21 protein-coding genes are annotated in these 23,633 nt (G+C 44.6%); 7 read left to right on the top strand and 14 right to left on the bottom strand.

All coding sequences use genetic code 11. The features are described 5' to 3' along the window. Positions 1-69: 69 nt before the first annotated feature. Positions 70-852, bottom strand: coding sequence for a hypothetical protein (locus tag NSS87_RS29325; protein WP_339243867.1), 783 nt, complete (start codon positions 850-852; stop codon positions 70-72). A 412-nt stretch (positions 853-1,264) separates the two neighbouring features. On the opposite strand from NSS87_RS29325, the gene NSS87_RS29330 reads away from it, so the two are divergent. After that, positions 1,265-2,623 carry a dicarboxylate/amino acid:cation symporter gene (locus NSS87_RS29330; RefSeq protein WP_042194660.1) on the top strand — a complete coding sequence of 453 codons (1,359 nt, stop codon included), beginning with the start codon at positions 1,265-1,267 and terminating at the stop codon, positions 2,621-2,623. Positions 2,624-2,713: 90 nt separating this feature from the next. Here NSS87_RS29330 and NSS87_RS29335 read toward each other — a convergent pair whose 3' ends face one another. From NSS87_RS29335 to NSS87_RS29350, 4 genes are all read right to left on the bottom strand, one after another. Then, complete coding sequence (locus NSS87_RS29335) at positions 2,714-3,709, bottom strand: Gfo/Idh/MocA family oxidoreductase (protein WP_339243869.1); 996 nt, start codon at positions 3,707-3,709, stop codon at positions 2,714-2,716. 161 nt (positions 3,710-3,870) lie between these two features. After that, the gene (gene menA, locus NSS87_RS29340) at positions 3,871-4,824 is read right to left on the bottom strand and encodes a 1,4-dihydroxy-2-naphthoate polyprenyltransferase (RefSeq protein WP_339243870.1); all 954 of its coding nucleotides are present in this window, start codon (positions 4,822-4,824) and stop codon (positions 3,871-3,873) included. Positions 4,825-4,862: 38 nt separating this feature from the next. After that, entirely contained in the window at positions 4,863-5,639 is a 777-nt protein-coding gene (locus NSS87_RS29345; RefSeq protein ID WP_339243871.1) for a DUF6081 family protein, read from the bottom strand. A 133-nt stretch (positions 5,640-5,772) separates the two neighbouring features. Then, the gene (locus NSS87_RS29350) at positions 5,773-6,690 is read right to left on the bottom strand and encodes a prenyltransferase (RefSeq protein ID WP_339243873.1); all 918 of its coding nucleotides are present in this window, start codon (positions 6,688-6,690) and stop codon (positions 5,773-5,775) included. Positions 6,691-7,025: 335 nt separating this feature from the next. On the opposite strand from NSS87_RS29350, the gene NSS87_RS29355 reads away from it, so the two are divergent. From NSS87_RS29355 to NSS87_RS29365, 3 genes are all read left to right on the top strand, one after another. Next, on the top strand, positions 7,026-7,649 hold the full coding sequence (locus tag NSS87_RS29355; RefSeq protein ID WP_042192624.1) for a GPR1/FUN34/YaaH family transporter: 624 nt from the start codon (positions 7,026-7,028) through the stop codon (positions 7,647-7,649). A 54-nt stretch (positions 7,650-7,703) separates the two neighbouring features. Continuing rightward, positions 7,704-8,021 carry a hypothetical protein gene (locus tag NSS87_RS29360; protein ID WP_042192626.1) on the top strand — a complete coding sequence of 106 codons (318 nt, stop codon included), beginning with the start codon at positions 7,704-7,706 and terminating at the stop codon, positions 8,019-8,021. A 241-nt stretch (positions 8,022-8,262) separates the two neighbouring features. Further along, positions 8,263-8,739: a DsrE/DsrF/DrsH-like family protein gene (locus NSS87_RS29365; protein WP_042192628.1), complete on the top strand. Its 477-nt coding sequence runs from the start codon at positions 8,263-8,265 to the stop codon at positions 8,737-8,739. An 86-nt stretch (positions 8,740-8,825) separates the two neighbouring features. Here NSS87_RS29365 and NSS87_RS29370 read toward each other — a convergent pair whose 3' ends face one another. The 4 genes from NSS87_RS29370 to NSS87_RS29385 all read right to left on the bottom strand — a co-directional run bounded on the left by NSS87_RS29370 (position 8,826) and on the right by NSS87_RS29385 (position 14,230). Continuing rightward, entirely contained in the window at positions 8,826-11,102 is a 2,277-nt protein-coding gene (locus NSS87_RS29370; RefSeq protein ID WP_339243875.1) for a glycosyl hydrolase family 65 protein, read from the bottom strand. 22 nt (positions 11,103-11,124) lie between these two features. Continuing rightward, positions 11,125-11,973, bottom strand: coding sequence for a carbohydrate ABC transporter permease (locus NSS87_RS29375; protein ID WP_076284877.1), 849 nt, complete (start codon positions 11,971-11,973; stop codon positions 11,125-11,127). Then, complete coding sequence (locus NSS87_RS29380) at positions 11,973-12,851, bottom strand: sugar ABC transporter permease (protein WP_231573358.1); 879 nt, start codon at positions 12,849-12,851, stop codon at positions 11,973-11,975. The genes NSS87_RS29375 and NSS87_RS29380 overlap by 1 nt, the downstream gene beginning before the upstream one ends. An 83-nt stretch (positions 12,852-12,934) precedes the next feature. Then, the gene (locus tag NSS87_RS29385) at positions 12,935-14,230 is read right to left on the bottom strand and encodes an ABC transporter substrate-binding protein (RefSeq protein ID WP_076297952.1); all 1,296 of its coding nucleotides are present in this window, start codon (positions 14,228-14,230) and stop codon (positions 12,935-12,937) included. A gap of 188 nt (positions 14,231-14,418) precedes the next feature. Here NSS87_RS29385 and NSS87_RS29390 point away from each other — a divergent pair, with 188 nt between their 5' ends. After that, entirely contained in the window at positions 14,419-15,141 is a 723-nt protein-coding gene (locus NSS87_RS29390; RefSeq protein WP_042192637.1) for a helix-turn-helix domain-containing protein, read from the top strand. A 77-nt stretch (positions 15,142-15,218) separates the two neighbouring features. Here the strand turns inward: NSS87_RS29390 and NSS87_RS29395 are convergent, their stop codons facing one another. Next, positions 15,219-17,492, bottom strand: coding sequence for a stalk domain-containing protein (locus NSS87_RS29395; protein WP_339243877.1), 2,274 nt, complete (start codon positions 17,490-17,492; stop codon positions 15,219-15,221). A 343-nt stretch (positions 17,493-17,835) separates the two neighbouring features. On the opposite strand from NSS87_RS29395, the gene NSS87_RS29400 reads away from it, so the two are divergent. Next, positions 17,836-19,347, top strand: coding sequence for an aminotransferase class V-fold PLP-dependent enzyme (locus NSS87_RS29400; protein WP_339243879.1), 1,512 nt, complete (start codon positions 17,836-17,838; stop codon positions 19,345-19,347). 8 nt (positions 19,348-19,355) lie between these two features. Here NSS87_RS29400 and NSS87_RS29405 read toward each other — a convergent pair whose 3' ends face one another. Both NSS87_RS29405 and NSS87_RS29410 read right to left on the bottom strand, forming a co-directional pair. Further along, complete coding sequence (locus NSS87_RS29405) at positions 19,356-20,270, bottom strand: aldo/keto reductase (protein WP_339243880.1); 915 nt, start codon at positions 20,268-20,270, stop codon at positions 19,356-19,358. A gap of 44 nt (positions 20,271-20,314) precedes the next feature. Next, entirely contained in the window at positions 20,315-20,932 is a 618-nt protein-coding gene (locus NSS87_RS29410; RefSeq protein WP_042192646.1) for a TVP38/TMEM64 family protein, read from the bottom strand. Positions 20,933-21,114: 182 nt separating this feature from the next. Between NSS87_RS29410 and NSS87_RS29415 the strand changes: the two genes are divergently transcribed. Beyond that, positions 21,115-21,618: a GNAT family N-acetyltransferase gene (locus tag NSS87_RS29415; RefSeq protein ID WP_339243882.1), complete on the top strand. Its 504-nt coding sequence runs from the start codon at positions 21,115-21,117 to the stop codon at positions 21,616-21,618. Positions 21,619-21,952: 334 nt separating this feature from the next. Here the strand turns inward: NSS87_RS29415 and NSS87_RS29420 are convergent, their stop codons facing one another. Both NSS87_RS29420 and hydA read right to left on the bottom strand, forming a co-directional pair. After that, complete coding sequence (locus NSS87_RS29420) at positions 21,953-22,204, bottom strand: hypothetical protein (RefSeq protein WP_339243883.1); 252 nt, start codon at positions 22,202-22,204, stop codon at positions 21,953-21,955. Then, positions 22,204-23,631, bottom strand: a complete 1,428-nt coding sequence (hydA, locus tag NSS87_RS29425) for a dihydropyrimidinase (RefSeq protein WP_339243885.1) — start codon at positions 23,629-23,631, stop codon at positions 22,204-22,206. The genes NSS87_RS29420 and hydA overlap by 1 nt, the downstream gene beginning before the upstream one ends. Positions 23,632-23,633 lie beyond the last annotated feature (2 nt).

Here is a 23,633-nt window from a genome sequence, read left to right on the forward strand (position 1 = left end):
TGCACCTCGCCTTAAATAGGTTTATGTGATGTATGGGCTGAAAGGAATCCTGAATGAGCCTGCCGCTCATCAAGGACAAACCTCTTCCTCAGCGGCTGGTGCCGGTGCGGGTGCCTGAACCGTTTCCGCTGGAGCAGCTGCTGGTGCGCTGACCGTGGATGATGCAGGTGCAGAAGACGATGTCTTCGGTTGGGCAGACTCAACGACCGGAGCGGCTGTCGCTTTAACCACCTCAGTTGTGGAGAAAGTAATGGATTTCGATTTCGAAGGTGCTTCCGTTGCCGTTACTACAGGTGCCGCAGTGGCCTTAGGCTGAGCCGATACGACAGGAGCAGATGTCGGTTGAGCTGCTTTGGCAGTTACGATTGCTTTGGGAGCTGCCGTAGGCGCAGCCGTTGGAACCGGTGTAGCTGTTTGAGTTTGCGTTTTGACAGTCGCAGCTACCGTGGTTGTAGTTGTAGCTACCTTAGCGGTCTCCGCGGCTGGAGCTGCGGTCGCCTTAGGCTGAGTTTCACCCACCGCTGGAGCTGCTGAGGCAACAGCCTTCTCCGCAGAATCAACGGTTGCTTCTGGGGCAGCAGTCGCTTTTGCGGAGACAGTCTCCACTGCTGGAGCTGAAGATTCCGGCTGAACCGTTTCTGTAACAGGAGCCGAAGAGGCTTCTGCCTGAACAACGACTACGGCTGCAGAAGTAGCTACAGGTGCCGCTGCTGCTGAAACCGATACTGCTGTATTACTGCTTGCTTCAATGGATGCTGCCTCTGCTGTCTTTTTATTAGCGGATACTGCGGCATATGTCAGTGCGGAAAAGACAACAGTTGCAGCAACCAAAGATATCGTAAGTTTTTTCATAATGTGTACCATCCTTTTCAAATAAAATAAGACCCAACACAGCACGTATTACGTACCTGTTGAATCTCTGGCTGTCCAGTAGATCCATGCTTCTTAACTTCATCGTTGTACCTTTAACCCCTAAATTCTCCTTTCTCTAAAATAAAAAAAAGAGACTCAACGAGACGCAAAACACGCGTCTTTCGTTGAATCTCCGGCTGTCCAGTCGATTCCAATTGGCTTGTGATTAAGTTCCATATTATTCATGACGATGCGCCTTGTCAATCAATTTTTATTTTTCACATGGTTTTTATCGGGATTGATTATTTTTAACATATTATTACATTGACTTTACTATAAATTCTATATAGATTGATCTCAATAGGATTAATCACATTAAAAAACTAGGTTTAAGGGGGTATTAGTAGTGAACATAGATAACAACTTGTTATCCGCCATCGAAACGAACTGGTATGGATTTGTAGCTTCCATATTTGTTTTTGCAATTTTGTTTCTACTGGCACGTAAACGCATTGGATTTGGTACTCGGGTACTCATCGGACTTGGCATCGGACTTATTGCCGGAATATTCTTTCAATACTTCGATTTAGAGACCAAAGCTATCAGTACATTCGGCAGCATTTATGTCAGCTTGATTCGCATGCTCGTCATCCCTTTAGTATTCATACTCGTATTAAACAGTATTTCTTCCTTAACTAATCTGGAGTATCTGCGCAAAATAGGGATCAAAACCTTCGCCTGGTTCCTCGGAACGACGGGTATCGCTTCTATTATCGGCCTATCGGTTGCGTTGCTGTTCAATCCTGGTCAAGGGATACAACAGGATGTTCCTGCAGATTTTGCCGCCCGGGAAATCCCGACCTTCTCACAGGTTATTCTGGATCTTGTGCCGTCTAACCCTGTGAATGAAGCAGCTACGGGTAAGGTTGTGCCTCTGCTCATTTTCGCTATCTTCCTAGCAGTAGCTATAATCAAAATTGGCTCCAAGAAACCGGAAGCCGTGAAACCTGTACGTGATCTTATTGAATCCCTGACACTGATACTGCATCAGGTCGTGAAATTCATTATTCGCTTGACGCCTTACGGTGTCTTCGCACTGATAGCAGGAATTACCGCACGTTATGGCTGGGAAACGTTGCAGGAACTGGGCAGCGTAATCATTACCTCATATGTCGCAATGATTATTCATTTTGTTCTTATCTTTGGCGGGTTGGTTCTATTAGTAGCGAAGGTGAATCCAATTCGTTTCTTCCGCAAAATCTATCCAACCATTACCGTTGCCTTCACGACTAGAAGCAGCTACGCAACACTTCCTGTCAATCTTGAAGTGATTACGAAGCGCCTTCATGTCTCCCCGCGGATCGCGAGCTTTATTGCGCCGTTAGGAGCATCGGTCAACTTTAATGCGTGCGGTGGCATTTGGCCGGCGATTGTGGCTGTGTTCACCGCCCAAGTATTCGGTATTGATCTGAACTGGACTGACTATATTACACTGGTCTTAGTAAGTATCATCTCTTCAATTGGTGTAGCTGGCGTACCTGGACCAGCCGTAATCTCCACTACGGTGGTCTTAACCGCTCTTGGCCTGCCGCTTGAAGGAATCGCTATCGTTGCAGGTGTAGAAGCGCTCATCGATATGGGTCGTACCGCTGTAAATGCAACAGGAACAGCTGTAACCGCGTTGTTGGTCGCGAATTCAGAAGGTGAATTTGACCGCGAAGCCTTTAATAGCAATGATGACGAAGATGATATTCTCTTGAGCACAGTTTAAAATCCGAACATGCAAACAAAAAAACCTCCGGCAGCTGCTTATAGCAGCAAGCCGGAGGTTTTTTAACGTAGATCCATATTAGATTCGCTGTTACACCATGCTAATTCTTTGCCGTTGTTTAGCTGAAGCAAGGCAGGTTTCAACCAGACGCATACTTAGCACCGGATCCTCCGGTGCAATGAGTCTCTTACCTGTGAACACAGCGGCTGCAAAATCATCCACCTGCCGTATGTATGGATTAGCCCCTGTGGCATCGACCCGTCTCACCTCATCACCAGTGTACACAAAGAATTCCGCATCCTCGTCTCTAGCGTTGAAAGGCATAGGCACCTCAATTCGTCCCTCGGTCCCAAGAATCTCTAAGAGCTGGCGGTTATATGCCCACATTCCGCAATCAAAGATCAAGCTTAAACCATCTGGAAACTCTACCAGCCCTGAAGCCATCATATCTACATTATCATGCTCAGGGGAGAACTTCGCATGCACGGTCACAGCTTCCGGCTCCGTCCCAAACAACAGTCGTGCCGCACTTAACGGATAGCAGCCAACATCATAAAGCGAGCCGCCACCCCAAGCCGATTTAAAACGAATATTTGAAGTGTCTGTAGCATCATTGTAAGTAAATGTACCTCGAATCGAGCGTAATTCTCCGATTTCACCGCTAGCGATAATGTCCTGGAGTTCAGCAATCCGTGGATGATGCCGATACATGTATGCTTCTGCTAAGTGGACGCCTGCATCGTTACATGCTTTCACCATCTCTGCAGCCTCTACACTGTTCAGTGCGATCGGTTTCTCACACAACACATGCTTACCTGCTTCTGCCGCACGGATCACCCATTCTCGATGAAGATGATTAGGGAGCGGAACATACACCGCATCGATTTCTTTATCCGCAAGTAACTCTTCGTAACTGCCATATGCTTTCTCTATTCCGAACTCTGCGGCTACAGCGCTGCTTTTTTCCAAGCCACGACTCGCTACCGCTGTAATCACTCCCGAATCTGAATTCATGATAGCTGGCATCACTGAGCCAGTCGCAATCTGCGCACAGCCTATGATTCCCCACCGAAGTTTTTGTACCATAATGGCTACACCTCTTCCCTTGGATTAGTTACTATACTTTAAGACACCTTATCATAGAATGAAACTCATCACTAATAGAAAAGTACAGTCAGAGCGCAAAAAAGCAGCACCCATAGGAGATTCGACTCCGATAGATACTGCTTTTTAATCCAGTGGAAAAATTACATTATCATGTTTAACAGCACAGCCGCACCAAGCACAGCAATACGGGCCGCATTCATCAACACGAAATTTTTGACGGCAAGAATAAAGGTACTCGCCTTCTCCTGCTTCTGTTTGAACAAATCGATATTTCGGTGCAATGGGATCAGTGTAAGTAGAATCGCCAAGACAAGAATAGGGTTTATCCCCAAGATCAGCAGCACTACAAGATCCAGATAAGAGACATAGTATAGATATTTAAACAGCACAAGCGCATTACGTCGGCCAATGTAGACCGGAAGAGTGTACCTGCGGTTCTCCACATCTTCATCAATATCACAAATATTATTTGCGAGCATAATCCCTGCAATCCCCAAAATGGCAGGAACAGAGAACCAGAACAGGTACAGCACTTCCATAATATTGATATTCAAGCTGACCCAACCGTTCTGAAGCAACAGCGATACCACATGCTCGTCCGTATGAATATAGGCAGAAATAAAAATAATGACAAAGCCCATAAACAAACCCGAGAACAACTCACCTAACGGCATCCGCGAAATCGGGATCGGCCCGAACGAATAAAGGATCCCTATCAAGAACGACAGCCCACCCAGCAAAAAGACCAGTAAACCCGTCTGCGTAACAAGCGCAATCCCGCCCCCTGCAGCCAGAGCTTGCAAAATAACAATCGTCGCCACGACGGTGCTCTCTTTTAGCTTAAAATGCACAATCGCATTATGCGTCTCATAGCCATAGCCGTGAGTTTTGGAAGCTTTTTTGAAATCGTAATAGTTGTTAATAGCCGTCGTTGCCATATCAAAGCTAAGCAGGGAAACGAACATCAGACCAAAACGCAACACATAAAAATCCTCAAACCGATACAGGGCATACAGCGTTCCCATCAGAAAGGGGATCATACTGGCTACTTTTGTCGGCAGCTCCACAAATCTTAGAAAGCTTTTAATATTCACACCATACACCCTTATTTATCAATTGAGCCTGCAAGGTATTACTGTTCTGTCGTTGTAATCTTCACTGGGGACCATTCTGCAATAACTGTCTGTCCATGCACAGACACACTGCCTTCAGGACTCAGATCCTTCTCTGTCATAATTCCAAGCGCGACTGTAAAGTTGTTGAACTTGATCGGAATATTTTTCTCACGACGCACTTCTTTGTCATTCAAATAGAATACAGCCTCATCGTTGCCACGGTGGTACGTTATGCGGTAGGTATTAAATTCACGTGGTTTGAAATCCGTATCTTCTTTAAAGATGCAGAAATATTTCGTTCCTTTGCTCTCTGGTACTTGTACCCCCGGGAACGGCAAAATACCATATACACTAGCATATTTATCATTTCCCGCAAAAAAGTCTAGCGCCGCACCTGTCGTAAAATCGAGCAAGTTCAGCGATACATAACCATCGTACAAATCTCCAGGTGCTGTTCCTTGTGTACGGCTACGAATTTGCAGCTCAAAGCTAATCTCTCCAGCCTCAGGAATTACCACTGGCTCCGCGGAGTAATACATATGCTTAGCATTGTCTAGAATTTGTACTTGATGGTTCTCGCGGGACAATTTCGCACGCACATACAGCGTATCATTACGAACAATAACTACTGCTTCCGGTTCACGATAAGCCCAAAAGGACCCATCAGGCAGTGTAAATCCACCTGTCTTCCAGACCTTTCCTTCTTCTAAAATGGAGTGGAAATCTCCAAGCACCATTTGATTGCCTTTAACATTTTGTTCTTCCTTCAACAGTTCCTTGTCCTTCTTTTCCATGAAAGCTCACTCCTTCTGTATGGTAATTACTAGTACAAGCAAAAACGCCTTCAGCGTCCCTAATGGACGGTAAGCGTTTATGCGAGAAATATAAGGATAATGTATAGCGTGAAACCTATATATTCTTATATCTTCAGAATAATCCTTGAATTAGTAAGGTTGCTGCCATCACTACTCCGCAACGAACGGAGGCTTTTTGTGAAGCACCCATGAGCGGGATATAGGCTGGTGAAGCATTATGTGGCTTCAGTCCACGATAAATACGAATCGGCCAGAAGGCTGTAACCAATGCCAAAAGTGCATAAACTGGAAGTACGCCCATTAGCACACAGATCACCACAGATGCATAACCGGTGAAGAGAAGCACACGCGAGAAGACAAGTGCCTTCTGTTCACCCCACACTACAACAAGCGTAAGTTTTCCAGCCTGCTCGTCCGCTTTCCAATGTAAGAAATGATGATTAAACAATAGCAATGTAGTCAAGAATCCAACCGGCAATGAAAGGATGACAGGCTTCATGCTAAAATGACCGGTTTGTACGAAAAAGGAACCTAACACAGGCATGATCCCAAAAGCTATAAAGATAGCCATCTCACTGTAACCTTTGCCGCGATAGCCATACCGCAGGGGTGGGGCTACATAGAAATAAGCGATTAAAGCACCTACAAGTACAAACCAGAGGATATTCCAACCGCTATATATACTTAGGACTCCACCACAGATGAGGGCAATCGCCAACATACTCCAGGTCATCTTTGCATAAAAAGACTCCGAGAGGATTCCACCTGTCAGTAGCCCGGAGTTTGTGCTGATTTCACCAGCGGAATTCTTCGCCTCTGTATCTGTTCCGTTGCGATAATCCCACAGATCATTCACCATATTGGAAAACAGATGCGCTGAAATCGCTCCTATTAAGGTTAGAATAAATAAGACCGGATGGAATGCCCTTTCCCATACATATGCCCCAACTGTACCTAAAACAATCGGGATAAGCATAACTGAAAAACTCCAAAACCGGGTCGCCTTCGTAAATAATGTCCATTTGCTCACTTCAAGCTTACCGCCTTTTCATTATGACTTGATAATAATTATCACTGACTATTATACATCAATTTTCAACAGATTGTGAAGATTATCACTGCATATAATGTCTAATCTTGACATAATACCTCGGTTTGTTTGGCTAAAAGGTTTCTTCGTTGAAGCTAAAAATGTAAATAACCTCTTATTGGACATAAGGCCGCCCTTTTACAACAAAAAATGAGCGCTGTTTTATAGGCAAGCACATACCAATATGATATGATAGGCAAGCCTATGAACAGCGCTCCTTGAGTGCTGTTTTTAAGAGCGTAAAACTATATATAATAATGGAGGCTTTTACTGTCATGTCAGCGCAATCCCCTAACACCCAATCTGTCAAAATCGTCACCGCAGACCCTAGCGCCATCGGGCTATTCGGACTGGCTATTGTCACATTGGTTGCTTCTTCACAGAAGCTTGAGTTTACAACAGGACTTAGCTACGTCATTCCTTGGGCTATCTTCCTCGGAGCATTTGCTCAACTATTCGCCGCAATTCAAGATGCTAAGCACAACAACACCTTTGGTATGACCGCCTTTGGCGCCTACGCTTTCTTTTGGTTCGGCATGGCTAGCAGCTGGCTGATCAAGCTCGGCGTATTCGGCCCAACGCTTGCAGAGGCTGTAGATCCTAAGCAGCTCGGATTTGTATTTCTGGGTTACTTGATCTTTACAATCTTTATGACCATTGGCGCGGTTGAGGCTAATAGAGTTTTGCTTATCATTTTTGTATTGATAGATTTCCTTTTTATTGGACTAACCTTCGATTCCTTTGGTATCGCTCCAGAATTCTTCCATAAGCTTGCTGCTTGTGCCGAACTTGGAATTGGTATCGTATCCTTATACGGATGTGGCGCTTCTGTGCTAAACGCTCATTTCGGACGCACTTTCTTACCGATCGGAGCTCCGCTAGGTATTTTCAAGAAATAGTAATTCACCTTTTTTGAATCCTAACTTTTGCAAGCCGAAAGGATGCCTGAGACCATGCATGTCCTATCCTCTTCTGAATTAGCCGTAACCGCTATATTTGCGCTTATTCTCGCAGTTATTGCCTATTGGATCATTCGGAATATCCCAAAGATGTCTGGAGATATTGCGGCTTTTCGCAAAAGAACACTGGTCTGGACCCAGGTTTCGCTTGTACTAACGGTACTTCAGCTGAACTTCAAAGCAGGCGACTGGCGATTTTCTATCGTTCTTGGACTCATCGTATTATTTACCGGAAGCATTTGGCTTTCCGCCCGTTACCATGACATCCGCAGCACCTTAGATCCAGAATCCAAAGATTCTGAAGTACATTAGTAGAAGCTAGGTAACAAAATAAAGGTGATGAAGCTCCCGTAAGGGGGCTTTTTTTGTGAATTCGGAAGGTCCCTTCGCATACTTCTCCCCTCCATAACCATACTAATGACATTCCAAGCTAAAATGCCTACGGCGTCCTATTAAGGAGGCTAAACGTTTATGCGAGAATTATAAGGATAACGTATACCGTGAAACTTATACTTTCTTATAATTCAATATAAGGAACGGGAGGACTATCCAGGTGAGTAAAAAAATAAATCTTCTGATGTTCAGCGGAGAATACGACAAAGCCATGGCGGGATTGATCTTAGCGAATGCCGCGAGAGATATTGATGTAGAGGTTACGATGTTTTTCTCTTTCTGGGGTTTGTTTCTGGTGCGTGATCCGGAGAAGATGACGCTAGAGGATAAAAGTATTTATGAGAAGCTGATGGATGTCATTACGCCAAAGGGCCCTGGGCAGCTGCCACTCTCCCATTTGAATTTCAGCGGGCTGGGCCGGATGATGCTAGAGGAGATGATGGAGGAGCAAGGCGCGCCGAAGCTGATTCATTTTCTTAAAGGAGCTCGTAAAAAAAACATCAAGTTCTATGCCTGTAAGCTCTCCGTCGAAATCATGGGCTTTAAAACAGAAGAACTGCTGCCAGAGGTCGAGATTATCGATGCTGCGGCGTATTTAAGAGATGCTTTGGAGAGTGATGTTCAGCTGTTCATTTAGCGGTTGAAATTAATTAATATAAGAAAACATAAAGCGACATGGGGAATTTCTCATGCCGCTTCAGATTTCAATTGAAAGGATATAAATTATACCGTGATGATTGTCTTGCCCATTGGAATCTTGAAGCTCTTCTCCATTACTTTGATATGAATCAGCTCTTGTGCATCCACGATTAATTGCGTCTTCAAATGGTTCACTTCCACGGTAATCGTCGCTTGACGGTAACGCATCGTGAAGGTGTATCCCTTCCATTGCTTCGGCAATGTCGGGTTCAATGCCAAATGATCATCCTTGATCCTTACACCCGAGAAGCCATAGACGATCGACATCCATGTACCACCCATGTTCGCCATATGCAATCCGTCTTTCGTGTTGCCATGAGTGTTATCCAAATCCATTCGTGCCGTTTCAATGAAATAATCGTACGCCTTGTCCGAGTAACCTAACTTCGAAGCCATGATGCTATAGATCGCGCAGGATAAGGACGAATCATGAGTTGTCAGCTTCTCGTAATAATCGTAGGAGTTCCGCAAGACATCGGTTGAAATGCCATCCTCGAGCAAGAAATGCGCCAGCACCGTATCGGCCTGCTTCAACACCTGATGACGATAGATGTGTAGCGGGTGATAGTGAAGCAGCAGTGGGTGTTTTTCTTCCGGTGTGTTCTCGAAATCCCACACCTTCTTCGCTAAGAAAGAATCATCTTGTGCATGAATGTTCAACTTCTCATCGAAAGGCAGATACATCTTCGCAGCCGCTTCTTCAAATGCTGTAATCTCATCTGTTGTTAAGCCAATGCGACTACACAAAGCTTCCCATGCTCCAGGATGAGTTTCTGCCAGCTGTTTATACCACGATGCAGCCCACTCTAGATTATATTTTGCAAGTACATTCGTGTAATAGTTATTGTTTACGATGGCCGTATACTCATCCGGACCTGTTACATCATCAATCTTGAATAGACCTTCATGATAATGACCTAGCTCCATCCAAGTTCTTGCAGTTTCAAATACGACTTCCGCACCGAATTCCGCAATGAAATCTTTATCGCCTGTCGCGAGATAATATTGAATATACGTATAAGCAATATCACCATTAATATGATACTGTGCCGTACCAGCTGGGAAGTACCCCGAGCACTCTTCCCCTGTAATGGTACGCCATGCGTAAGCGGCCCCCTTCTTGTGGCCTAGCTCTAGCGCACGCTTCTTCGCTTCGCCTAGAATCGTATAACGGTAACGAAGCAACTGCTTCGCCAGCTCTGGCTGACAGAGGATGAAGAACGGCAGGATATAGATTTCGGTATCCCAGAAATAATGTCCCTCGTAGCCCTCACCGCTTAAGCCTTTGGCTGCGATGTTACTGTATTTATCTTTGCCCACAGATTGCAGCAACTGATATACATTATATCGAAGACCTTGCTCAAGTACCTCATCACCTTGGATCTCGATATTTGCAATTTCCCAAAAATGTTGTAAATATACTTCTTGTGCCATGTAAGCCGCTTGAATCCCTTGCGTTAATACCAAAGCCATCAACTCACGTCCGTGAGCAGCTGGATCTTCGTGTCGACGTGTATCTGTAAATACGTTGAATTTTGTGAATTGAACAATATCCTTACCGGCTGGGAACGCATACCGCACCATTACACTTTTCTCACCCTTGATCAGTTCACCGTTCACCGCAGGCGTTGTCTGATGAACTGTTGTTGCCGCCACTTGTAGCTTCGATGTATTTGTCTCAAGCACGATTTGTAAGGAGGTCTCGTCGAACACCTCGATATTCTTCATATCCAATAGCTTAGCATGACCCGATGCAACACGAGGGTCCTTCGCATTCGTATAGTTACTCACATCGCCATTCACGCCAGAGGTAATCGTCACTTCATCCTGACAATTGATACGAGTTACCTCAATATCTATCGTGAACAATTCGAGTGTTGTCAATGACGCCATGCGTGTGAATGAAATTTCGACCTCTTTACCTTGTGGTGAAATCCAGTGCACGAGCCGTACGTACTTACCTTCGCGCATATCGAGATAACGCCGCCCAGATACGACCGTTCCTGTGAAAAGACTGAACTTCTCCTCCCCGATATGAATGGTCACATCCTGTACATCCATCACATTCACAAGCTTCTGTTGTGTATCGGGAAAGCCATACGCACTCTCCCCATATAGCATCGGTGTAATATCATAAAATGCATTTATATATGTTCCACGAACCGTTGGCTCGTCACCTTCATAACCTTCTTCAAAATTACCTCGAACACCTACATAACCATTAGCCACATTAAAAATACTCTCACTAACGCCGAGGTCTTGCATATCCCTATGATTCTCAATAATCCAGCCCGACTTCATATGAAGGCCCCCTCATCCAATTTTATTTCACAGCACCTGCCATAACGCCTTTAATAATGTATTTCTGTGCGAACAGATAAAAGATAATAACCGGAATAATCGATACGACAAGTCCTGCCATTGCAAGGTTCCACTGAATTGTAAATTCTCCGAAGAAGAAGAAGGTTGATAATGGAATGGTACGAAGCGCTGGGCTTGTTAAGGTCAAGGATGGAAGTAAATAGTCATTCCAAATCCACAACAGATTCAAGATTCCTACAGTCATCGTAATTGGCGTAAGCATTGGGAATACAACCTTCCAGAATGTCTGCCACGTATTACAGCCTTCGATCATTGCCGCTTCTTCAAGAGCAATCGGTACCCCTTTAATAAAACCGTGATAGAGGAAGACCGACATACTTAGCCCAAATCCGATGTACATGAAAATTAGGCCATAATGTGTATTAATCATAGAGAAATTAAGTGATGGGATATCCCATTTGTTTAAATATTGCATTAACGGAATCATCACCGATTGAAACGGGATGAGCATCGTACCTACGAATAAGAGGAGAATGCCATTGGACAATTTATTCTTCATGCGAACAAGCATCCAAGATGTCATCGCTGAGAAGATAATAATAAGCCCAATACTAATGACACTCACTAAGAGCGAGTTTTTAAATGCTGACAAAAAGTTCATTTTGTCCATTGCCGCAGCATAGTACTCGAAGGAAAAGGATTTCGGCAGGCCGAACGTATCGGTGAATATCTCGGCACGTCCTTTGAACGAATTCACAAACATAATATACATAGGCAACAGCATAAGAAGTCCACTAACCCAAGCTATAACTTCAAGCAATATTGAAGTTGATTTATTGCGACGTTTCATTATTGTTCAACCTCCCTTTTCTTCGAGATAACGACCTGCGTAACCGTCACAACTAAGATGACGAGGAAGAAAATAATCGCCTTGGATTGCGCGAGCGCATATTGATTCATACTAAACGCGGTTTTAAAGATATTCATTGCAACAAGCTCGGTTGTACCGTAAGGACCACCGTTCGTTAGTGAGATATTGGTATCATATTGTTTGAATGCGTTCGACAGCGTCAAGAACAAGCTGATCGTGAAGGCTGGCATAATGAGTGGGAACATAATTTTGCGGAATCGCATCCATCCGCCTGCGCCATCCATATCAGCTGCCTCCAGCACCTCATCCGAAACACCTTGAATAGCTGCGATGTAGATGATCATGACGTAGCCGGCCATTTGCCATGTTCCTACGAAGACCAGCGCCCAGAAGGAAGCCGTCGGATCATCCAACCAATTGAAGAAGATCGAGCTATTCCCCATTACTTCTCCAACCTGTACGAAGAATTTCGTGAATACGAACTTCCAGATGAAACCTAGGATCAGACCACCGATCAAGTTCGGCAGGAAGTATATTGAGCGTAAAAGATTACGCGACTTAATTTTGGAAGTCACCAGCATCGCGAGTGAAAGTCCGATAACGTTAACGAGAATAATCATGCATACGGCATATTTAAATGTCAGGCCGAAGGATGTAAGAAAATCTGAATCTTGAAACACCCGTACATAATTATCGAAGCCTACAAAGTTAGAACCTGCAAATTTAAACCCATCCCAATCTGTAAAAGAGTACACAATCCCCATAACGAATGGAATGATGACTACATTTATAAAGATGAATAATGATGGAACAATAAAAGCTGCGGCTATTAAATTTCTCTTTACACTTTTCTTCAATGGTTTCACCTCTTATCCATTTCTACAAAACAGGAAGAGGCCGCTTAACGAATATTCGAGAAGCAGCCTCCATAGCCATACGATTATTTTTTAACCGCAGTCATCCAAACATTCTGAAGTGCTTCTAACAAGCCCTCGCCCGTTAATTTTCCTGCATAGTATTTTTCCATTTGGTTCGCAAACTCTTGATCTGCTCCCGCTGGGAATTGATCGAATACCCATTTCACTGTCTTGCCTTCACTTGCATAACGGTTCACTTCTTGGGATAACGGATCCATTTTGCTAGTATCAAAACCGGAGTACACAGGGATAAAGTTAAACTCATCCGTTACATAGTGCTGACCCGCTGGATCTGTTAGCAACCAATCCAAGAACGCCTTCGCACCCGCTTGTTGATCTTCCGATGCATGCTTGTTCACGCGGAAGAAGTTACTGTTACCTACCGCAATACCTTGATTACCTTCGAACGGTACTGGCAAGAAACCGTATTCAAATTTCACATCATAATCGTTCAAGAGACCTTGTGCCCAGTTTCCTTGGTGAATCATCGCATATTGTCCTGCCGCGAAGCCTGCAACTTGTTCATCATACGTATCCTTACTCAAGTTCGTATGGTCTTTGATCTTGTCCAGATCAGCAACGTACTCTTTCAATTCAGGAATATCTTGAAGCTTCAATTCGCCAGCATTAATCTTAGCAATCGTACCCGATGTATCTTTCATTAATGCAAATGGCCAGTTAAATGGATGCATGAACCGGAAGTAAGACTCTTGTGCATACGCGATTGCCTTCTTCACGCCCTTCACTTGCTCTAGCTTCGTGCTTGCTGCTACAAGATCATCCCATGTCTTAATATCATCCGCATTCACGCCTGCTTCCTTGAACATATCCTTATTGTAGATAAGTCCGAAGCCTTCAAGCGCAACTGGCAAGCCATATAATTTACCATCATTACGCGCTGCTGTATCTTGTCCTTCAACAATTTTGCTAGCCGCTTTCATATCATCCAAGGGTGCCATATATGGAAGATATTTTTGAAACTCTGAGCCAGATGCTGTTGTGAAAATGGTTGGTGCTTTTTCTGGTGCGGAGCTGAATTGTGTCTGGAGCACCGTCATCAGGTTGTCACCTGCTGCTCCTAATGCTTGTACTTCATATTTATCTTGAGTTTTATTGAATTCTTTCACTGCATCCTCTAGTGCACTTTGGATTTCTACTTTATTCTGAATGATTGTAATAACCGCTTTTTTACCAGTTCCTTTAGACGTTGTGTCTGCGCTATTTGCCTTGTTTGCCCCATCATCACTTTTTGCTCCACAAGCGACTAACGTGGATAACATAGCTACAGATAATAATGCTGCCCCTACTTTTTTCTTCATCTGCAATACCCCTCTTCTGAAGATTTCATAATTTTTATTTGTATTTCTAAAATTGAAAGCCTTTACAAAACTGATATTACACGATAATATAACACTTAATTATAAATTCTTAACATTAGTTTCGATTTATAAATACGGATTATATTGTAAAATCCTCCCTTAAACAGGTAGCCTAAAGGAGATTATCCATGCTAGACATTACTGCCGTCCTCGAACGCAATATGGCGAAGAATCGCTATCAGAACTATATGCACCCTTCCTATGAGCACGAAAAGAAGCTCGTCTATGCAATCCAACGCATTGATCGTGAAGGTGCCGTTAAAATATTGAATGAAATCAACCTGCTGGAACGAGCCAACCTGTCACCGAAGCCTTTGCAGTCGTTGAAATATTCTCTAGTCGCTAGCTGCACCATTTTTACGCGTGCGATCATTGAGGCGGGAGTCGATTCCGAGTCCGCGTTCATTCTCAGTGACCATTACATCAACTTAATTGATGAGAGCGACTCGATCGTGAAGACCGTTGAGATTGAATACCTCATGCTAAATAGCTTTATTAGTGTCATCTCAACCCATCGTTCGTATTCGTATGGTCCCATCATTAATAAGACGATCGCCTATATTAAAAAGCACATTGAAGAGAAGCCTACGCTAGAGCGGGTTGCGGAAATCGTGCAGTTGCATCCGAATTACCTCGCAACGCTATTCAAACAAGAAACAGGGAGCACTGTCCTCAACTTCATCCATAAAGAAAGAATGGATGCGATCAAGAACTTCCTGATCCATACAAATATGGCGCTTCAGGATATTAGTGATATCTTTGGCTTCGCTTCCTCTGCCTACTTCTCTACCTACTGCAAGACGCATCTAGGCATGACCGCAAGGGAGTATCGAAAAGATCACATGAAATGAAAAGCAAAAAGGCGAATTCTCATTCATAGCCGAATGGAATCTCGCCTTTTGGTCCCCCTAATGATTACTTTGCATAACTATCTCTTCGGTGGTTGCGGTGTAATCAGGAAGTTAACCGGCAAATTACTACCAGACGCTGCAGTGAACAATATCTCAACAGAGCCCCCTTCATCACCTGTACGGTAAACCACACTATTCAAGTTTGCATTTGTAATACTGCCGGTACTTGGCATTTGAACAATTTGACCATTCACCATAACAGGTCCCATATAATTACCACCACGCGGGTTAAAGGTAATTAATGAATTGGGAGCAACATGTTCAAATTTGATTTTGTATAGTACTCCGAAGTTGCCTGCATTGGATGCCACAGTTCCTGACATAGGGTCGGTGCCCATCAAATTCAAATCACTTGAATTATCACCGATGAGAAGTCTCGCAGGTGTTCTTCCTACTTCATCCGTAACAGTCATGATTCGTGTAGAATCAGCATAAGTCCCTCGGTTATGCACGCCATCACGATCCAGTATTGGAAGCGTAGGAAGTGTGGTTAACGGATCTTTATTCGCATCAATCATCATAACATTGTATTCAATAGGATAATCACTATATAAGTCCGCTTGGAGTGAAACGATTTCGCTCGGTTTTATTGCAATATTATTCAGATCAGACAGGATAGAGACGCTTTCACCAGGTTGCAGGACCGTTGTCTTGTAATCTTTTTTCGTTTGCATGGATTCCCAATAACGTTGCACTGAGAGTTTACCGGTAGCTTCCGGAAAGGGGTGTGGGCCTCCAACGCCTAAATATTCTGTTGTGATCGTCGTAGGGGATAGATTGTTGTTCTTAGCTATCACATATACCTTCATTTTAGTATTCATATTATTCTTGTGGTGAATCAAAAAGCGGGTTCCACCGAACGATGTTTCACGATAAGTAATCCCTTCCATATTTACGGTTTCTGGACTGTTAGCGCGAATAAGATTATAAGGCTCAGAAGTGAGCGTATAAGCTACCTTCTGCCAGTTTGGAACATTGGATCCGTCAACATCAAATACACTACCCGGAGAAGCGAACAATCTATAGAAATCTTCCTTACTGTACAAGACTTCACCCGTAATATTAATGACTTTTTCAAAAGTGCTGATTGCGCCATGTGAATCTTCTACTTGAATAGAAACTGTTGCAGGACCAGGCGTGAAAAAAGCTTCCGCTTTATTTGTCCAGGTCGTTGTTTTAATTGTATCTCCGTCTGGGTCGGTGCTCATATCCGTATAAGTGATCATCTCACCCATTTTGTAGGAATTCTTATCGGTCGTAAAATTTGCAACCGGCGGTGTATTCGGTTTTAGAATCGTGATCGTCGTGGAGTAAGGATCACTCCATTGTCCATTAGCATCCCTAACAGAGTAGGATACTACATATTGCCCAGGTGTATCATAGATATCCTGCTTCCCTTCCCACTTCTCTTCAACTATGGCTGAACCAATCGGTGAAGAGCTAGAAGTAAGGAAATTCACTGGATCACCAGCATAAATTATAGCCGGTACTGTAAAAGAAGCTTTAGGCTTCAAATTTAGCGAAAGAATGACTCGTTTTTGCACATTATCCACGGTATACGGAATGCCCAGCGCCCCAGTAATGGACGTCAATGGAATCATAAAGGTTCCTTTGAATTGATATGCTGGACCTTTCATTGTCACATTCTTACCATTTACGGAATAAATCTTACTGTCTGTCTTGAACCGCATAACGTCGCTGCCTTTAGTAACAATAGTCTCTTTCGTCTTATAATCGTAAATGTATTTCACACCTACACGTTCAACCATAGCTCTAATCGAAACGTAGGAAACGCCATTCTTCACTGCCATTGGCTGATTAGCCAAATATTCAATGCCATTCTGATACATTTTGTTACTATTCATCATAAGTACAAGCTGATTGCTAGCCCCTGCATTAACTATATCAGTTGTAATCGGTGGTGTGGTGGTCGCAGGTATAAGTGTAAGACTTGGACTCGGTGTGGGGGATGGTAACGTTGTTAAAGTAGAATCGGTTGTTACCCCTGTAATAGGCGTTACTGTCGCTGTTGGTGTTGGTGTTGGTGTTGGTGTTGGTGTTGCTGTTGCTGTTGCTGTTGCTGTTGCTGTTGCCCCTTCTGCTACCGGACGTGTCAATAATGGCAATGGATCAGTAGCTTCTGGAATTACTTCCGCAACAGATGTAGTAGCCACTCTTACTCCACTGGTGTTACTGGAGGTAATATTTCCAGCTTCAGCAAAAACGGGCACTGCCGCAGCAGTCTGAGATACGGCCAATAGTACAACTAATGATAGTTTTTTTAAATGCATGATTTGACTCCTCTGCTCCATTTGTGAATATAAGTGGCCCCTAACTTTACCTTCCTCTTATATAACGAGACAGTGCTTTTACTTCATGGTACATTCATTATTTCAAATCGTATTATTTGACGCAGTAGATCTCAAAAAGTTTCATTATAAGTAAATAAAAAACAATGTTGTATATTAATTACACCATTCACCTCTATCTCCTTTATTTGTTATTCCTATAAACTCCACCTAGGCTTTAACCCAATTCTCCAAGCAAGCATATACTAATGCCATAGAAACTACTGGCACGCCGAAAATAAACTATGACCTTACCACTATCGGCGTACGGGCTGGAGGGAAATCCGTGCTAAACATCATCCACGCCTCTTCTGCAGAGACGCCCGCTTCACTACAAAACCATTTCGAGATTTTTCGTGAGCACACCATTGGAATTCGGCATCAGATCACCACACCCTATGGTAGACAGCCCCTGCTGTATGCCGATTGGACCGCAAGCGGACGCTTATATGAACCGATTGAACGGAAGCTGCAGGAAGCCTTCGGTCCATATGTTAGTAATCCACATACAGACTCCAACACGACCGGTTTAACCATGACACTGGCTTATAATGAAGCGCGACAAATTATTAAAAAGCATGTAAATGCTGGCCCTCAGGACATCCTGCTCTTCTGCGGAAATGGAACAACGGGAGCCGTAAACAAGCTGCAGCGTATCATGGGCTTAAGACTCCCTGAGTGGATTCAGGACTATAGCGCCCATTCGATGGAGGAACGTCCTGTGATCTTCACCAGCCATATGGAGCATCATTCCAATATCCTTCCCTGGCAGGAGGGGATTGGTGATGTTGTGACTGTTCCTCCCGGAGAAAACGGAAATATAGATCTTCAGCAGCTTGAAGCCCAGTTGAAATTGTATCAGCATCGCCGCTGGAAAATCGGTTCATTTACGGCTTGCTCCAATGTGACCGGAATTCAGACTCCCTACCAGAAGCTTGCCGCGATTATGCACCGTCACGGAGGCCTATGTTTTGTAGATTTTGCCGCCAGCGCTCCCTATGAACCTATCGATATGCATCCTGTCTCACCGCTGGAGAAGCTGGATGCAATCTTTTTTTCTCCGCATAAATTTCTGGGTGGACCGGGCACGAATGGCGTTCTAATTTTTGATGAGGCTCTAAGTAATGGACGTATTCCTGACGAACCGGGTGGAGGTACAGTGGCTTGGGTCAATCCTTGGGGAGGACGCCGCTACACCAACGAAATAGAGATGCGGGAAGACGGGGGAACACCGGGGTTTCTGCAAGCTTTTCGGACGGCACTTTGTGTGAAGCTGAAGGAACAGATGAATGGAAACGGTCAATATATGGTGATTAGAGAGCACGAGCTATGCCAGCAATTAATGAACGGACTCCGTAGCATACCCGAATGCTCGCTGCTAGCTGGACATCATACAGAACGTCATGGCATTGTCTCTTTTACACTACGTGATATTCATTATAATCTTGCAGTTCAACTACTGAATGATCGCTTTGGTATACAAGCCCGGGGTGGTTGCTCTTGTGCAGGTCCTTATGGGCATTACTTACTTGAATTAGGGTGGGCGCAATCTGCTCAGATCGCTGAGGCAATTACTATAGGAGACCAGTCGCTTAGACCGGGTTGGATCCGCATCTCTCTACACCCCATTATGACAAATCAGGAGGTAGAGAGAATTGTATCCGCTGTACGAACTATCGTGATCCATTTCCAACTATGGAAACAGGACTATTTTTATGATGCTTCTACGAACAGTTGGACTCATATCTACAATGAGGATCCCGCAGAGGCGAAGGTCAAAGCGCTTTTTTCGGTGTAGTTCCCAACTTATTGTGTAATGTCCTTCACCATGTCCAGATCGGCAGCACTAGCGTTGGAGATAACTTGTTCTACATTTTTACAACCGGGAATTACACTGGTTACTGCGGGATGCTGAAGGCACCACGCCAAAGCCCACTGCGCCATATCGAGTCCAGAAGGGACTTCATTGGCAGCAATTTCAGCTACAGCGCGCAGCTGTTTTTGCCTTACATCCTCTTTATGGTTAGCACGCACATCACCCTGACCAAATACCGCATCCGGCTTGTACTTGCCGCTTAAATAACCACTCGCTAACGGAACACGCGCCAACACACCTAATTTTTGCTCGATGCAGAGTGGAAGAATCTCTTCCTCAGGTTGACGATCCAGCCGATTATATACTACTTGTATGGCCTCTGCTTGCACATCCGCTGCTGCAGAGGTCTGATGTACACCCGAGACTGATGCACTTATCGAGACGCCTAAATGACGGATTTTCCCTGCCTGCTTCTGTCTGTCGAGCATGCTCCACAACTTGTCATTATCGAATTGCTCATCCGTTCCGGAATGGAATTGATAGAGGTCGATGTACTCAGTCTGAAGTGCACGCAGGGAATCATCCAGTTGCTTCAGCACATCGTCAGCACGCCATAACTGTTCCCGCTGCAAATGTCCCTGAAAATGATGACCGAATTTCGTAGCTACAATCCAGTCCTCACGTTTCCGGCGAGCCAGATAACCCCCGATGAACTTCTCTGACAAGTGATCTCCATAACATTCTGCCGTATCAATCAGGTTAATACCGAGCTCTCCAGCCTTATCTAGCATGGCATCGACTTCTGCTTGAGTGAAATCCTTGCCCCACTCTCCACCGAACTGCCAAGTACCCAATCCGATCACCGATACATTCATCCCTGTACTGCCAAGTTTACGATATTTCATCATCATTTCCTCCTTTGTTCTATTAAAATAGTCCATTCACAGTACTAAGCGGCCTTGTTTCCATCTTCCACCGTTCTAGCGAACCGCGCCTCGATGGCTTTAACTCCCCATAGTGACAATCCAATAAACACCAAGACATAGATGATCTCCCACGGCTGGCGGATAAATCGTTCCAGATCATTTCCAATATATGAAACAGCGAATACCATGATCGCTTTGCCGACAGTGAGCGCAAGAAGATACGATCGAAATCTCATCCCAGCAAGACCAGCAGCCATATTAATTACAACGAAGGGGCCTACCGGGAATATACTAAGCAGAAATACATAACTGAATCCGCTTTGCCGCACCCATGTCATACTTTTGGCTACCTTTGGCCGTTCTGCCCATTTTCGCAGATACCGATGCGAAGCTACTTTGCGAATAATCCAAAATGTTGTCACACAGCCCGCAACCAAGCCGATCCAAGAATACAAAAAACCTAACCATAAACCATATACAGCCCCGTTTAATCCGACGATCGCAATAGTTGGTAGTGGTGGTATAAATGATTTCAAAAACGTTAACGCAATGCCCGGAAAGGGCCCAAACGAACGATATTGTTCAAGCAGATGCCGCAGATTATCCTCTGTCAGCCAAGACATAATATCAAGAAAGTACATAACCAGCTGATCTCCTCATCCGATTGGAATTCTTAACACCTGGTCTCAATTATACACGAAGTTGCGAGCATTCCTACAGCTCTTCCAATATAAAGAAAACAAGCTAGAACTTCATGAATGACATCGAGCAGACCGTCAGTTACCATAGATAGAAAATACATATGAGACAGGGGCGCATGGTTATGATCATCCATTCAGAAGCCTTGGATTTACAACGTACCACCGTGCAGGATTTAGCGTTCGTTCTAGCCATCGAACAAAGTGAACTAAACCGCATCTATATTGGTCAATGGACTAAAGCGGAACACGCTGCAGCCCTCCAAGACCCAGATATTCTACATCTTACAATTTGGGACAGTTCAGGAAAAAGAGTCGGTTATATCATCATTACAGGACTTCAAGACACTCATCTTACCGTTTGTATTAAAAGAATCGTCATCCATTCCAAGGGGTTTGGGTATGGTAAGCTGTCGCTTTGTCTCGTGACCGACTGGATCTTTCGCCACACTGAATCACATCGCCTATGGTTAGATGTTAGAGACCATAACCACAGGGCACGCCATGTCTATGAAAGCTGTGGCTTTACACTGGAAGGTACTCTACGTGACTGTATAAAAGTAGGAGAACACTTTGAATCTCTGCATATCATGTCCATATTACGGCATGAGTATATGGAGCGTGAGTAGCAGCGACAGCAATAGATTAGGGAAATCCTCCCTGATTTTTGGTCTTTCAGGTGCCTATAACTGCAAATCAGGGAAAACCTCCCTAATATTGAGCGAATTTGAGCAAAATCGGCGTATTTCAGGGATTTTTAGGGAGGATTTCCCTAAAACGTCTATTCGGGACCATAATCAGCTACTTTTTAGGGAGGATTTCCCTAAAAAGTGTATTCCGCGATGATAATCGGCTATTTTCAGGGAAGTTATCTCCACGCCCCTTTCATGCGCACAATAAAAAGCCGAGCAGTAGGCCCCCTATCCTGCGCAGGCTCACTACTCAGCTTCAAATCCCCTCACTTCAAACCTCTCCACTGTAACAACCCGCCTGCTCACCTTCCGCCCTCAGCCCTGCAACCACAAGGGTTGTCACGTACTTACGGGCATCTGCTGTCAGCAATAATAACTCCATCGAGCCCTTAGCCGGTTCCCCTCTAACAAACTTTATTCGTGCACCGTCCAAATCCTCTTGGATGCTGGCAATCGTATATCCTTTAAAAAGCAGCCCATCAATCTCCTGCTGTTCTTTGGCATATTCCGCAAAAGCAGACATCAGACAACACCTCCGCTAATTTCCGCCTTGGAAGGAAGAGGAGCCTCCGCTGCAAAACGCTTGCGCTTTAAATATTTTCCCGCCCCCGGTTTACCAACAAATTGCTTGTCTCGAATCACAAACTCGCCTCGACTGAGGACGGAAACAGGCTCTCCCTTTACTTCAAAGCCCTCAAACGCACTATAATCGACATTCATATGGTGCGTATCCGCAGAAAGGGTTCTTTCAACAGAAGGATCAAAAATAACCAGGTCAGCGTCACTGCCTACCGCGACCGTGCCTTTTTGCGGATACAATCCAAACAGCTTGGCGCTAGAGGTAGCAATAATGTCTACGAATTTGTTCAATGAGATCCGGCCTTTCTGCACACCTTCTGAATAGAGAATCGTAAACCGATCCTCGATGGTCGGCCCACCGTTCGGAATTTTGGAGAAATCCCCTAACCCCAGATCCTTTTGTCCTTTAAAATCAAACGAGCACTGGTCAGAGCCAATCGTCTGTAAGCTGCCGCTCCATAGCGCATCCCACAATACATCCTGATTCCACTGCTCACGCAGGGGCGGAGACCACACGTATTTGGCACCTTCGAAATTAGGCTTTTCCAGCGCCGTCTGATCCAGCACTAAATACTGTGGACAAGTCTCGCCGTAGACGCGCAGTCCCTTTTTACGCGCTTCAGCAATCTTCCAAGCAGCTTCCGCACAGGTCACATGTACAACATACAGCTGAGAATCTGTCAGTTCGGTTAGATAAGCTGCGCGTCCCGTAGCTTCACCCTCCAGCTCCGGTGGGCGGGTCAGCGCATGAAAGATCGGGTCGGTATTGCCTGCGGCCAAAGCCTGCTCTACAAGATATTCAATGACATCTCCATTCTCCGCATGCACCATAACGAGTGCACCTTCTTTTTTCGCAGCTTGGAGGGTCTTAAAAAGTGTGCCGTCATCCGCCTGAAAAGTATTCTTATAAGCCATAAATACTTTGAGCGAGGTAATGCCTTCATTCTCAATTATCTCCGGAAGCTCACCCAGTACTTTATCGTTTAATTCTGAGACCATAAGGTGGAAGCTGTAATCAATCACCGCTTTATCCTGCGACTTATGATGCCATGTATCTACGGCTTGCTGTAGCGGTTGTCCTTTGGTGGTTAAGCAAAAATCAATGACTGTGGTCGTTCCGCCATATGCAGCCGCAATGGTTCCCGTCTCGAAATCATCGGCTGTAACCGTGCCGCCAAAAGGCATATCCAGATGCGTATGAGGATCAATGCCTCCAGGAAAAACATAACACCCCGAGGCATCTATAATTTCCGCACCAGGGACATCCAAATGAAGGCCAATCTCCGTAATAACCCCGTTTTCAATCGCCACATCGCCTGTATAAGTATCTGCTGCGGTAACGATGATGCCATTTTTAATAATTTTCTTCATCC

The organism is Paenibacillus sp. FSL F4-0243, from assembly GCF_037963295.1.
In the GTDB taxonomy this organism is placed as follows: Bacteria; Bacillota; Bacilli; order Paenibacillales; family Paenibacillaceae; genus Paenibacillus_AQ.